This window comes from Pandoraea sp. NPDC087047 (assembly GCF_044745225.1).
Taxonomy (GTDB): Bacteria; Pseudomonadota; Gammaproteobacteria; order Burkholderiales; family Burkholderiaceae; genus Pandoraea.
Window position 1 is genome coordinate 22833 of record NZ_JBIUZU010000016.1, and the last position, 12190, is coordinate 35022.

Genomic DNA, 12190 nt, shown 5'->3' on the forward strand with positions numbered 1-12190 from the left:
GCGCATGAGCGAAAAGAGTCAGCCGCCGACACGCAAGAAGATCGAGGACGAGCGCAAGAAGGGCCGCGTCGCGAAGAGTGCCGACCTTGCCGTGTGCATGCAGCTCGGCGCGGTGCTCGCATGGCTGATGTTCGAAGGCCCGGCGCTCTATGACGCGTTGCAAGCCCTCATCTCGCGCATGCTGCTCGTGCTGCACGATCCGGTGGACGAAGCGGTGCAGGGCATGCTCGGGCCGTCGCTGCTGGTTTTCGTGCGCTTCGGGGGCGGGCTTGCGGTGCTGCTGGTCGTGACGACGTGGCTCGCGATGATCTTGCAGGTGGGCGCGCTGGTCGCGCCGGAGGTCATCCGGCCCAAGTACGAACGCATCGATCCCTTCGCCAAGGCCAAGCAGTTGTTCTCGCTGCAGTCGCTGTTCGAGTTCGGTAAATCGCTCGTCAAGGTCGCTGTGCTGGGCATGGTCTTCTTCTATCTGATCCGGCAGTACACGCCCTCGCTCACGGCGCTGCCGCAGTGCGGGGCGTCGTGCGGCCTGATGCTCACGGCCCGCTTGCTGTTCTGGCTGATGGCGGTGCTTGTCGTCGCCTATGTGGTGTTCGGCGGGCTCGACTTCGCCTATCAGAAGTATCAACTGCGCAAGCAACTCATGATGTCTCACGACGAAATCAAGCGCGAGACCAAGGAAGTCGAAGGCAACCGCGAGCTCAAGAACAAGCGGCGCGATATTCACCGCGAGACGATCGAGAGCGGCAGCCTGTCGGACAACGTCAAACGCTCGACAGCGGTGGTGCGCAACCCGACGCGCCTCGCGATCTGTCTGCGCTACGTCCCCGGCGAGACGGCCGTGCCGCTGGTCATCGAAAAGGGATGCAACGCGCGCGCACGAAGGATTGTCGAGCTCGCGGAGCGCGAAGGCGTGCCGGTGGTCGAGCATGTGCCGGTGGCGCGGCGTCTCATGAACGATGTCGAGATCGACGCCCCCATTCCCCCTGATCTGTTCGACGCCGTGGCCGCAATTCTGCGCCTCGCGCTCGATCTGCCTTATGAGGTTGAGGCGACGCCGGAAGCTGTGCCGGATGAAGGGGATGGGCTGCCGGAGGAAGGGCGCGATGAAGTTCGCGATGTAGGGCCTGATGCCCCGAATGCGCCGGGACGCACCGGCGAAAAGGAGGGCGTATGAGCACGCTGCCGACGAAATTTTCGCGCGCGCGACGGCGCATGGTCGTGGCCGGCGTGCTGGGGCTGAGTGCACTGTCGGCGCTGGCGTCGACGGATCGCGGATTGCTACCGCTCCACCCGCGCATGACCGATGCGCAAATCGTTGTTCCGGTGCCGGTGCCGGTGCCGAGCCAGTCGACGATGCCGCCGCGCGATGTGGTGCGTGATGTGGCTCTTGATGCGCGCGCGGTGGTAGCGCTTCCGGTCTTGCCGGAGCGTGATCCCTCAGTGATGCCCCCAAAAGTGGTGGCGCGTGATGCGCGCGCGGTGGCAACGCGTCCAGACTTACCGGAGCGTGCCCCGCCGTCGAACCCAACAGCGCAAGCGGCTGCCTCGGGACAGCCCCGGGCAACCCTGCCTTTCGACGCACTGATTCGTCGCACCGCGCAGGCCAAGTCGCTCGACGCCGCGCTGCTGCACGCGATTATCGACATCGAGTCGGGTTACGACCCGCAAGCGGTATCGGGACGAGGCGCCATCGGGCTGATGCAGGTGCTGCCGCGCACGGGGCAGCGTTTCGGCGTGCGACGTCTGGAAGATCCCGCCGAGAACCTGCGTGCGGGCGCGTCGTATCTGCGCTGGCTGTTGTCGCGCTTCGATGACGATGTGACGCTCGCGCTGGCGGCTTACAACGCCGGGGAGGGCGCCGTCTTGCGGTATGGACGTCAGGTGCCGCCGTTTCCGGAGACGCAGAATTACGTGCGCAAGGTGTTGGCCGGGTATTCGCGCTTGCGTGACGTCGGCAACGCGCCGCCCGTCGCGCAGGCGGACGCGCCTCCCGCCAAGCGTTCGATGCCGTCAAATCCCGCGCCCGCGCCGCTCGTGCAGGCGCACGAGGACCAGACAGCGCACGCGTGGCGTTTGTTGCAGGGGCTGGGGACGCTGATTACGCGCAGCCCGTCGGCCGAAGCGCAAAGGGCAGGCGGGACCGGAAAGCGGGGGGCGGCCGGCAGCGGCCGGGGACGCGATCAGCCTGCCGTCGCCATCCCGTCGCGTGCTCGCGAGCGAACCACCGGTGCGGCGCTCAGGCCCACTGGGCTTGAGGCGCGCAGTGGGCGCGGGGCAAAGGGTACGCGCGACGCACGCCCGGGTCTTTCCGCCGCCTCGGGGCACGCGAGGCGCGGGGCAAGCCCAATAAGGCCGGCAAGCCCGGCAAGCCCGAACAACGCGCCCGCCAGCCGTCAAAGCGCGGAGATCACGTCCGTGGGAACGGTGTCGGCGACCGAGGCGCGTGCGGACATGCGCTCGAAGTGACGGGCAAGGTTGGGATGAGGCTCGCGCCAGTTGATCTCCGGATACCGGAAATCGAGATAGCCGAGCGAGCAGACAACGGCCACGTCGGCCAGCGTCAGCCGGTTGCTCGCGCACCACTGACGCTCGTCCAGGCCGCGCGCCATCGCCCGCAGGCCTTCTTCGATCTTGCCGAGCTGACGGGCGATGAACACCTGCGAGCGCGACGCTTCGTCGTGGAACATGCCCTCGACGCGAATCTGCACGGCGGCGTCCGTCAGCCCGTCGGCGAGGGCTTCCCAGCAGCGGACTTCCGCGCGTTCGCGGCCCGACGGCGGAATCAGCTTGCCGACCGGGGAGAGAGTGTCCAGGTACTCGCAGATCACCCGGGAATCGAACACGGCTTCGCCGTCTTCCATCACCAGACACGGCACTTTGCCGATCGGGTTCGACTGCTGGATACGGGTGTCGTCGCCCCACACATTCTCCAGCTCGAGCTTGTAGTCGAGCTTTTTCTCAGCCAGCACAATGCGGACTTTTCGAACGTAGGGACTGGCGAGGGCACCGATCAACTTCATGTGAATCCTTGATAAATCGCTGTAGCGCGCAGCAGAGTATAACGTGCGGGATGGCCGCCGCCGGGGAATGGTAAAATACTGGCCTTTCCGAGTCTGGCGCCTCGCCGGCTCCCCGGTTTTCTTTTTCGGTGCCCAGTGCCATGTCCGACGAATTCTCCCCATTGACCGCGCTCTCCCCGCTCGACGGCCGTTACGCCAGCAAGACCAACGCACTGCGTCGGTGGCTGTCCGAGGCGGCATTCATGCGTCATCGCGTGACGGTCGAAGTCCATTGGCTGATCGCCCTGTCCAAGGCCAAGTTTGCCGAAATTGCCCCGTTCTCGGCCGATGCGGAGACGTTCCTGCTGAATCTGGCCACGAACTTCTCGAACGCCGATGCGCAGCGCATCAAGGACATCGAGAAAGTCACCAACCACGACGTGAAGGCCGTCGAGTACTGGCTCAAGGAAAAGGTTGAGGGCCAGGAAGAACTCGAAAAGGCAAGCGAATTCATCCATTTCGCCTGCACATCGGAAGACATCAACAACACCTCGCACGGCCTGATGATCAAGGGCGCCCGCGACGAGGTGATCGTGCCTGCCCTCGAATCGCTGGTCTCCAGACTCGGCGAACTGGCGCGTGAGCATGCCGCCCAGCCGATGCTCTCGCGCACGCACGGCCAGCCGGCGTCGCCGACCACGCTCGGCAAGGAACTGGCCAACGTGGCGGTGCGTCTGGCACGTGCGCTTGAGCGCGTTCGCCGCGTCGAGTTGCTCGCGAAGATGAATGGCGCCGTCGGCAACTACAATGCCCACCTGTCGGCCTACCCGCACTACGACTGGGAAACGTTCTCGAAGACCGTCATCGAGGAGCGCCTGAAACTGACGTTCAACCCGTACACGATCCAGATCGAACCGCACGACTACATGGCGGAGCTGTTCGATGCCATAGCCCGTGCCAACACGATCCTGCTCGACCTGAACCGCGACATCTGGGGCTACATCTCGGTCGGCTACTTCAAGCAGAAGACGAAGGCCGGCGAGATCGGTTCGTCGACCATGCCGCACAAGGTCAACCCGATCGACTTCGAAAACTCGGAAGGCAACCTCGGTCTGGCCAATGCCGTGCTGCGTCACCTCTCCGACAAGCTGCCGGTCTCGCGCTGGCAGCGTGACCTGACGGACTCGACCGTGCTGCGTAATATCGGCGTGGCGTTCGGCTATAGCCTGCTCGCCTATGACTCGTGCCTGCGCGGTCTGGGCAAGCTCGAAGTCAACCCGCAGCGTCTGAACGAAGACCTCGACAACACGTGGGAAGTGCTGGCCGAGCCGGTGCAGACCGTGATGCGCCGCTTCGGTGTGCCGAATCCGTACGAACAGCTCAAGGAGCTCACGCGCGGCAAGGGCATTACCCGCGAAGGGCTGCATGCCTTCATCAAGAATCTCGCCATTCCGGAAGACGAGAAGACACGTCTGCTCGAAATGACGCCTGCGAATTACGTCGGCATTGCCGAGTCGCTCGCCAAGCGCGTTTAAGTAGGCTTAAGCCCAAACATCGGGCGCTTTCGCATCAACAAAACGGGCCGCATCTGCGGCCCGTTTTGCATGGCGGCGCTCTGTTTAGTGATGCTTACGACCGTGCGAGCGATCCGCGAATGACCCGCATATGACCCTATGACAACTGCGGCATACACGCTCGCGGGTAGCTGTGTATCATAGCCGCACAAACGATAAGGAGAACCCTACAAATGAAGTTCACTCTCGCAGTTGCAGCGCTTGCCGCCGCCGTTGTGCCGGCACTCGCTCAAGCCCAGTTCGCCAAGGCCGATGACGCCGTTGAGTATCGTCAGTCGGCGCTTTTCCTGCTCGGAAATCACTTCGGCCGCATGGGTGCGGTCGTGAAGGGCGACGCCCCGTTCAACAAGGACGACGTCGCGAAGAACGCCGAACTCGTCGCCACGCTCTCGAAATTGCCCTGGCCGGCATTCGAAGGCGGTCAGACGAATGCAAAGAGCCGCGCCAAACCGGAAGTCTTCTCCGACAAGGCGAAGTTCCAGCAAGCCGCCGAGAAGATGGAAACGGCGGTGGCGAAGCTCAACACCGTGGCCAAGGGCGGCGACCTCGCGTCGATCAAGACCGCTTTCGGTGAAGCCGCGCAGACCTGCAAGAGCTGCCACGACAACTTCCGGGCGAAGTAAGTCTTCTTCGCGTCGGAACGAAAAAAGCCGGTCGTTTTCAAGCGACCGGCTTTTTCATTGGGCGACGATAACGTCAAGCGTCAACAAGCGTCAATACGACGGCAGCGCTGCCACGGCGGGTGCCAGATGTACGATGCGATACACCACGGCCGAGGCCAGCACGACAAGCACCAGCGCTCCCGCTCGCACACGCCAATCGTCACGCGCCGGGCGCGCGGGCGTCGCAAGCGTCTTGTCGCCTAGGATCATCGGCCTGATCAGATCCTTCTTGCGTGCGACGCGGTAATACACGATCGCCAGCACGTGCAGCGCCACAAGCGCGATCAATACCCAATGATTGCGCAGGTGCCAGCCCGTTAGCATGTCGCTCGTGTCCTTGTCGATGAACTTGACGAGCGGCCCGTCGTTGAAAATATCGTCGTTCGAGAACAGTCCCAGCACGACCTGAATGCCAAAGAACAGCAGCATTGCGATCACCGACAGGCCGCCCAGCGGCGTGTGGCCAGCGAAGCGCGCGTCGGTGCCCGAGTCGGGGCGGGCGCGCCACGTGCGGAAGAACGTGCGCGGGCCGGTGAGGAACGCGCTGAAGCGCGCATAGCGCGGCCCGGCAATGCCCCACACCAGACGGAAGAGCAGCAGCGCGAACACCGCATAGCCGCACCAGAAGTGATAGATCATCGCGTTGCCGCCGGTCTTGGCCGTCACGTATGCGGCGACCGCCAGCGCGGCAAACGACCAGTGGAACAGTCGGGTGGGCAAGTCCCAGATGCGGATCGGCTTCATCAGTGTGAGCTCTCGTCAATAGCGAATTCCGCGAGATTACCGTAAGCCCATCACGGCTGCACGTTCGGACTCAGTCGAGCCTGTCGGCGCGCGGCATCAGCGGCGCGTGCGCAGGGGCGCCCACGCCATCGACGAACGAAAAAAAACCGCCGGACAGGCCGGCGGTTTTCTCAGATCGCGCGCAGACGAGGCGCTGGGGGCGTGAGCCCGTCAGACGCGTGCGCCGAAATTCGGGTCGTTGCGATCGACACCTTCTTCGTCGTCCTTGGCATGCTTGATGAGGTCTTCGCGCTTCACGCCGAACCACATCGCCAGCGCTGCCGCCACGAACACCGACGAGTAGATACCGAACAGAATACCCACGGTCAGTGCGAGTGCGAAGTAGTGCAGCGTCTGGCCACCGAAGAAGAACATCGACAGCACCATCATTTCGGTGCTCGCGTGCGTGATGATCGTACGCGACATGGTCGTCGTAATCGCGTGGTCGATGACTTCCTGCACCGTCGCCTTGCGCATCTTGCGGAAGGTCTCGCGAATCCGGTCGAAAATCACGACCGATTCGTTGACCGAGTAGCCCAGCACCGCCAGCACCCCTGCGAGCACCGCCAGCGAGAACTCCCACTGGAAGTAGGCGAAGAAGCCGAGAATGATCACCACGTCGTGCAAGTTGGCGATCACACCGGCCACTGCGAATTTCCATTCGAAGCGGAACGACAGATAGATGATGATGCCCACGACGACGAAGGTCAGTGCGAGCAGACCGTCCGTGAACAACTCGTGCCCGATCTGCGGACCGACGAATTCCACGCGACGCAGGGACACGTCGGGGGCGTCGGCCTTGAGCGCGGTCATCACAGCGTCGCTTTGCTGCGCGCTGGTGACTTGCTTGCCGTCAGACCCGTTCTGAATCGGCAGACGGATCATCACGTCGCGCGAGGTGCCGAAGCTCTGCACCTGCACATCGCGATAGCCGAGCTTGCCGACTTCGCCACGGATCTTCTCGAGATCGGCCGCCTGCGTGTAGGCCACTTCCATGACCGTACCGCCGGTGAACTCGATCGACAGGTGCAAGCCCCGCGTGAGCAGGAAGAACACCGCCGCCAGGAACGTAAGCGCCGAGATGACGTTGAAGATGAGGGCGTGCCGCATGAACGGCACGTCTTTCTTGATGCGGAAAAATTCCATGACTGTTTCCTCTCGCGCCTGCGGTTATTGCTCGCCCGCGTCGGGTGCGTTCGTCGCACCGTCCGGGCGCCAGACCTGACCGATCGCCAGCGTCTTGAGCTTGCGACGGCTGCCGTACCACAGGTTGACCAGACCGCGCGAGAAGAACACGGCCGAGAACATCGAAGTCAGAATACCCAGGCAGTGCACCACGGCGAACGCGCGCACCGGGCCCGAACCGAACGCCAGCAGCGCCAGACCGGCGATAAGCGTGGTCACGTTCGAGTCCACGATCGTCGCCCAGGCATGCTCGAAGCCCAGCGAAATCGCCTTCTGTGCCGACGCCCCCGCACGCAGTTCTTCACGGATACGTTCGTTGATCAGCACGTTGGCGTCGATGGCCATACCGAGCGTGAGCGCGATAGCGGCGATACCCGGCAGCGTGAGCGTGGCCTGCATCATCGAGAGCACGGCCACGAGCAGCAGCAGGTTGAACAGCAGTGCGATCACCGAAAACACGCCGAACAGCATGTAGTACATCATCATGAACAGGGCGATGGCGACCAGGCCGTACAGCACCGAATTCACCCCCTTTTGCACGTTATCGGCACCGAGGCTCGGGCCGATCGTGCGTTCTTCGATGATTTCCATCGGCGCGGCGAGCGAGCCGGCGCGCAGCAGCAGCGCCAGATCGTTCGCGCCCTGTGCCGAGCCCATACCGGTGATCTGGAAGCTCTGACCCAGTTCGCTGCGGATGTTCGCCACCGTCAGCACTTCGCCCTTGCCCTTCTCGAACAGCACGATGGCCATCGGCTTGCCGATGTTGTCGCGCGAAACGTCGCGCAGCACGCGCCCGCCTGCGGCGTCGAGCTTGATGTTGACCGACGGTTGCTGGTGATCGTCGAAGCCTGCCGATGCGCTGGTGATGCGGTCGCCGCTGAAAATCACCTGACGCTTGAGCATGACCGGCGCGCCATTGCCGTGCAGGAACAGTTCGTCCTGCGGGGGCACCGGCGTGTCTGCCGAGATCAGACGCGGAGCGTCCGGATCGGCCAAACGCGCTTCGAGCGTTGCCGTGCGTCCGATGATGTCCTTGGCCTTGGCCGTGTCCTGCACGCCGGGCAACTGCACCACGATACGGTCCGGGCCTTCCTGCTGAATCACCGGCTCGGCCACGCCGAGTTCGTTCACCCGGTTATGCAGCGTGACGATGTTCTGCTTGACGGCGTTGTCCTGCACCGCGCGACGGGCCGCGTCCGTGAACGAGCCCACGACCTTGAACGTACCGTTCGGGCCGGCTTGCGTGGCGTAGGAGAGGTCGGGCAGGCCGTCGCTCAGCGCGCTGCGGGCGCGGTCGGCGTCTGCCTGCGTGCTGAAGGCCGCTTCGATACCGTTGTCCGTGCGCGTCACGCCGTTGTGGCGAATGTTCTTGTCGCGCAGCAGCGTGCGGGCATCGGCGGCCGCCGCGTCCAGACGCTTGGTGATCGCGCCGGCCATGTCGACTTGCAGCAGGAAGTGCACACCGCCACGCAGGTCGAGGCCGAGGTACATCGGCAGCGCGTGGATCCTGGAGAGCCATTCCGGCGAGGCCGACAGCAGGTTGAGCGCGACGACGAAGGTCGGGTCGGTCGGGTCGGTGTTCAGCGACGTCTGGAGAAGATCCTTGGCGCGCAGCTGCGTGTCCGTATCGGCAAAGCGAATACGCACGCTCGGATTGTTGCCCGTGCTGTCGAACACTGCGCCGGTGTAGGCGATGTTTTGTGCCTTGAGCGCGTCTTCCGCGCGCGAAAGCGTCGAGGGATCGACCTTGACGGTCGCCTTGACGCTGGAAATCTGTACCGCCGGCGTTTCACCGAACAGGTTCGGTAGCGTGTAGAGCACCCCGATGGCGAGAGCCACCAGAATGACGATGTACTTCCAGAGAGGATAGCGATTCATAGCGGCAGGCTAGGGTGATGCCTCATGGCAAACCGTGCTTCAGACCTCTTGCATGATGACGCCGTCGAGTCGACCGGCGCCGCCATGCACTGCGGCCGCCGGTAAGGGCGGCCGCATGCGGTTGTGCGAAGGATCAGAGCGCCTTGATGGTGCCCTTGGGCAGCAAGGTGGTGATAGCGCCCTTCTGCACGTTGATCTCGACGTTCTCGGCGATCTCCACGGTCACGAAGGTCTCGCCGACCTTCGAGATACGACCGGCCAGGCCGCCCGAGGTCACGACTTCGTCGCCCTTGGCGAGGGCCGCCAGCATGTTGCGGGTTTCTTTCTGACGCTTCATCTGCGGACGGATCATGATGAAGTACAACACCACGAACATCAGCACGAGCGGCAAGAAGCTCATCAGGTTGCTGGTCGGGCTGGCGGCGCCTGCCGTCTGAGCGAAGGCTTCGGAAATCAGCACGTTCGGTTCTCCTTATGTAAGACGTGTAAAAGCCGCGTGTGGCCGGTCTCCCGACACGCGCGGCGTGTGTTTCGGTGCGAGGATGCAGGATCCAAGCCCGGCATTTTACCACTGCCCGACCCCGTTCCCCCGAGGATTCGGTACCCGTTTCCGGGTCCCGGCCGTCACTGCACGCCGCGCGCGCGATCGGCCCGGAACTGGGTGACGAACGCGTCGAATCGGTGGGCCTCGATGGCATCCCGGATTTCCTGCATCAGCGTGAGATAGTAATGCAGGTTGTGGATGGTGTTGAGCCGCGCACCCAGAATCTCCCCGGCTCGCTGCAAGTGGTGCAGATAGGCGCGCGAGAAGTTTCGACAGGTGTAACAGTCGCAAGTTTCGTCCAGCGGGCGCGTATCGCTCTTATGCGAGGCATTGCGGATCTTCAGATCGCCAAAGCGCGTGAACAGCCAGCCGTTGCGCGCATTGCGCGTAGGCATCACGCAGTCGAACATGTCGACGCCTGCCGCCACACCGGCCACCAGATCTTCCGGCGTGCCCACGCCCATCAGGTAGTGCGGCTTGTTCGCGGGCAGACGCGGCGCCACGTGCTCCAGCACGCGCATCATGTCTTCCTTCGGTTCGCCCACCGACAGTCCGCCAATCGCGTAGCCGTGGAAGTCCAGTTCCGACAGACCGGCGAGCGATTCGTCGCGCAAATGCTCGTACATGCCGCCTTGAACGATCCCGAACAGCGCATTCGGGTTCTCGAGACGGTTGAATTCGTCGATGGAGCGCTTGGCCCAGCGCAGCGACATGCGCATCGACTGGCCGGCCTCGACTTCCGTGGCCGGACGGCCGTCGATCTCGTACGGCGTGCACTCGTCGAACTGCATGACGATGTCCGAATTGAGCACGCGCTGGATCTGCATCGAGATTTCCGGCGAGAGGAATAGACGGTCGCCATTCACGGGCGACGCAAATTTCACACCTTCTTCGCTGATCTTGCGCAGTTCTCCGAGGCTGAACACCTGAAAGCCGCCGGAATCCGTGAGAATCGGACGATCCCAGCCCATGAAGCGGTGCAGGCCACCGTGCGCGGCGATCGTCTCCAGCCCCGGGCGCAGCCACAGGTGGAAGGTATTACCGAGAATGATCTGGGCGTTGTTTTCGACGAGCTCGACCGGCGACATTGCCTTGACCGAGCCGTACGTGCCGACGGGCATGAAGATGGGCGTCTCGACCACGCCGTGGTTGAGCGTGACGCGCCCCCGGCGGGCTTGCCCGTCGGTGGTGATGAGTTCGAACTTGAGCATGTGTCGTGCGCCCCGGCACCACCGGCAACACAAGCCGGCGCCCGCTCGGGACGTCAAAAAAAGCGGCCAGCGCCCCATGCGCGGCCAAGGCGCTATTGTACCGGGTCTGTCTCGCCTCGGACGGCCGCGCGCCCCGCGGCCATTCGTTCATCGAGAGGGTTTCAGGCCGCGGCTTTCGGTGCGTGCTGAATTTCCACGCGCGACAGGATCATCGCGTCGCCGTAGCTGAAGAAGCGGTAGCGCTGCTCGATGGCGTGGCGATAGGCCGCGCGGATCGTCTCCATGCCCGAGAACGCCGACACGAGCATGAGCAGCGTCGATTTGGGCAAGTGGAAGTTGGTGATCAGACGCTCGACCAACTGGAATCGATAGCCCGGCGTGATGAAGATGTCCGTCTCGGCGCTGCCGGCACGAAGCGTAGCCGGCGCGCCGCCGGCGGCCAGCGTGGCCTGCGCGCCCGATTCGAGCGCGCGCATCGACGTCGTGCCCACGGCGATCACCCGTCCGCCGCGCGCGCGCGTGGCGGCGATGGCGTCCACCAGCGAGGGCGTGATCTCGTACCACTCCGAGTGCATCTTGTGCTCGTTGAGGTTGTCGACCCGCACCGGCTGGAACGTGCCTGCGCCGACGTGCAGCGTCAGCGTGGCGCGTTGCACGCCCAGCGCGTCGAGACGGGCGAAGAGCGCGTCGTCGAAATGCAGGCCGGCGGTCGGCGCGGCGACCGCCCCCGGATTGCGGGCGTAGACGGTCTGATAGCGGGTTTCGTCGGCGGCGTCGGCATCGTGCTCGATGTACGGCGGCAGCGGCAGACGCCCGTAGGTTTCCAGCAGCGTGTAGCAGTCGTCGGGAAAATGCAGCGTATAGAACGGCTCGACGCGCTCGCCCACGGTGACTTCGAAGGCGTCGGCCAGTCGCAGCACGGTGCCGGGCGCGGGACTCTTGCTGGCGCGAATCTGCGCGAGCGCGGTGCGGCTGTCGATCACGCGCTCGACGAGCACCTCGATCTTGCCGCCGCTCGCTTTCTGGCCGAACAGGCGCGCCTTGATGACGCGCGTGTCGTTGAATACGAGCAGGTCGCCGGGCGCGAGCAAGTTGGGCAGATCGGCGAAGTGCCGGTCATACAGATGGGGCGGCGTGATGCTGCCGTCGACCTCCAGCAAGCGGCTGGCGGTGCGCTCGGTGAGCGCGGTCTGCGCGATAAGTTCGGGCGGAAGGTCGAAATCGAAATCGGAAAGGGTATACATCACAGCGTTTACAATGCTCAGGGTGAACAGACCCTGAAACCGCCATTTTACTTGGTTCGTCCGCAAGCCTGCCGGTATGGTGCGCGCTTTGCGGGTGATGAACGCTT

At 63.9% G+C, this 12190-nt stretch carries 11 protein-coding genes; 4 read left to right on the top strand and 7 right to left on the bottom strand.

From position 1 onward, the window contains the following. Positions 1-4 precede the first annotated feature (4 nt). The gene (locus ACIPHM_RS23225) at positions 5-1177 is read left to right on the top strand and encodes an EscU/YscU/HrcU family type III secretion system export apparatus switch protein (protein ID WP_400333644.1); all 1173 of its coding nucleotides are present in this window, start codon (positions 5-7) and stop codon (positions 1175-1177) included. Further along, positions 1174-2469, top strand: a complete 1296-nt coding sequence (locus ACIPHM_RS23230; RefSeq protein ID WP_400333647.1) for a transglycosylase SLT domain-containing protein — start codon at positions 1174-1176, stop codon at positions 2467-2469. The genes ACIPHM_RS23225 and ACIPHM_RS23230 overlap by 4 nt, the downstream gene beginning before the upstream one ends. Here the strand turns inward: ACIPHM_RS23230 and ACIPHM_RS23235 are convergent. Beyond that, complete coding sequence (locus ACIPHM_RS23235; RefSeq protein ID WP_400333648.1) at positions 2397-3023, bottom strand: glutathione S-transferase family protein; 627 nt, start codon at positions 3021-3023, stop codon at positions 2397-2399. The two genes, ACIPHM_RS23230 and ACIPHM_RS23235, sit on opposite strands and share 73 nt — an antisense overlap. A 140-nt stretch (positions 3024-3163) precedes the next feature. Between ACIPHM_RS23235 and purB the strand changes: the two genes are divergently transcribed. Both purB and ACIPHM_RS23245 read left to right on the top strand, forming a co-directional pair. Next, positions 3164-4537, top strand: a complete 1374-nt coding sequence (gene purB / locus ACIPHM_RS23240) for an adenylosuccinate lyase (protein WP_400333650.1) — start codon at positions 3164-3166, stop codon at positions 4535-4537. Between the two features lie 212 nt (positions 4538-4749). Beyond that, complete coding sequence (locus ACIPHM_RS23245) at positions 4750-5199, top strand: c-type cytochrome (protein ID WP_400333653.1); 450 nt, start codon at positions 4750-4752, stop codon at positions 5197-5199. 90 nt (positions 5200-5289) lie between these two features. Here the strand turns inward: ACIPHM_RS23245 and ACIPHM_RS23250 are convergent, their stop codons facing one another. The 6 genes from ACIPHM_RS23250 to queA form a co-directional block, all read right to left on the bottom strand. Continuing rightward, positions 5290-5982, bottom strand: coding sequence for a cytochrome b/b6 domain-containing protein (locus ACIPHM_RS23250; protein WP_400333655.1), 693 nt, complete (start codon positions 5980-5982; stop codon positions 5290-5292). A 210-nt stretch (positions 5983-6192) separates the two neighbouring features. Beyond that, positions 6193-7167: a protein translocase subunit SecF gene (gene secF / locus ACIPHM_RS23255; protein WP_400333658.1), complete on the bottom strand. Its 975-nt coding sequence runs from the start codon at positions 7165-7167 to the stop codon at positions 6193-6195. Positions 7168-7191: 24 nt separating this feature from the next. Beyond that, the gene (secD, locus tag ACIPHM_RS23260) at positions 7192-9084 is read right to left on the bottom strand and encodes a protein translocase subunit SecD (protein WP_400333661.1); all 1893 of its coding nucleotides are present in this window, start codon (positions 9082-9084) and stop codon (positions 7192-7194) included. 133 nt (positions 9085-9217) lie between these two features. Beyond that, a complete protein-coding gene (gene yajC, locus ACIPHM_RS23265; protein ID WP_233179920.1) occupies positions 9218-9484 on the bottom strand; it encodes a preprotein translocase subunit YajC in 267 nt (88 codons plus the stop codon). Positions 9485-9708: 224 nt separating this feature from the next. Continuing rightward, on the bottom strand, positions 9709-10839 hold the full coding sequence (gene tgt / locus ACIPHM_RS23270) for a tRNA guanosine(34) transglycosylase Tgt (protein ID WP_400333664.1): 1131 nt from the start codon (positions 10837-10839) through the stop codon (positions 9709-9711). 161 nt (positions 10840-11000) lie between these two features. After that, the gene (queA, locus tag ACIPHM_RS23275; protein ID WP_400333666.1) at positions 11001-12083 is read right to left on the bottom strand and encodes a tRNA preQ1(34) S-adenosylmethionine ribosyltransferase-isomerase QueA; all 1083 of its coding nucleotides are present in this window, start codon (positions 12081-12083) and stop codon (positions 11001-11003) included. Between the last annotated feature and the right edge of the window lie 107 nt (positions 12084-12190).

Bases quoted from the DNA above. Each gene is read 5' to 3' on its own strand.
- ACIPHM_RS23225 (WP_400333644.1), top strand. From the start codon at position 5: ATGAGCGAAAAGAGTCAGCCGCCGACACGCAAGAAGATCGAGGACGAG.
- ACIPHM_RS23250 (WP_400333655.1), bottom strand. From the start codon at position 5,982: ATGAAGCCGATCCGCATCTGGGACTTGCCCACCCGACTGTTCCACTGG.
- ACIPHM_RS23245 (WP_400333653.1), top strand. From the start codon at position 4,750: ATGAAGTTCACTCTCGCAGTTGCAGCGCTTGCCGCCGCCGTTGTGCCG.
- ACIPHM_RS23230 (WP_400333647.1), top strand. From the start codon at position 1,174: ATGAGCACGCTGCCGACGAAATTTTCGCGCGCGCGACGGCGCATGGTC.
- yajC (WP_233179920.1), bottom strand. From the start codon at position 9,484: ATGAGCTTCTTGCCGCTCGTGCTGATGTTCGTGGTGTTGTACTTCATC.
- secF (WP_400333658.1), bottom strand. From the start codon at position 7,167: ATGGAATTTTTCCGCATCAAGAAAGACGTGCCGTTCATGCGGCACGCC.
- purB (WP_400333650.1), top strand. From the start codon at position 3,164: ATGTCCGACGAATTCTCCCCATTGACCGCGCTCTCCCCGCTCGACGGC.
- tgt (WP_400333664.1), bottom strand. From the start codon at position 10,839: ATGCTCAAGTTCGAACTCATCACCACCGACGGGCAAGCCCGCCGGGGG.
- ACIPHM_RS23235 (WP_400333648.1), bottom strand. From the start codon at position 3,023: ATGAAGTTGATCGGTGCCCTCGCCAGTCCCTACGTTCGAAAAGTCCGC.
- secD (WP_400333661.1), bottom strand. From the start codon at position 9,084: ATGAATCGCTATCCTCTCTGGAAGTACATCGTCATTCTGGTGGCTCTC.
- queA (WP_400333666.1), bottom strand. From the start codon at position 12,083: ATGTATACCCTTTCCGATTTCGATTTCGACCTTCCGCCCGAACTTATC.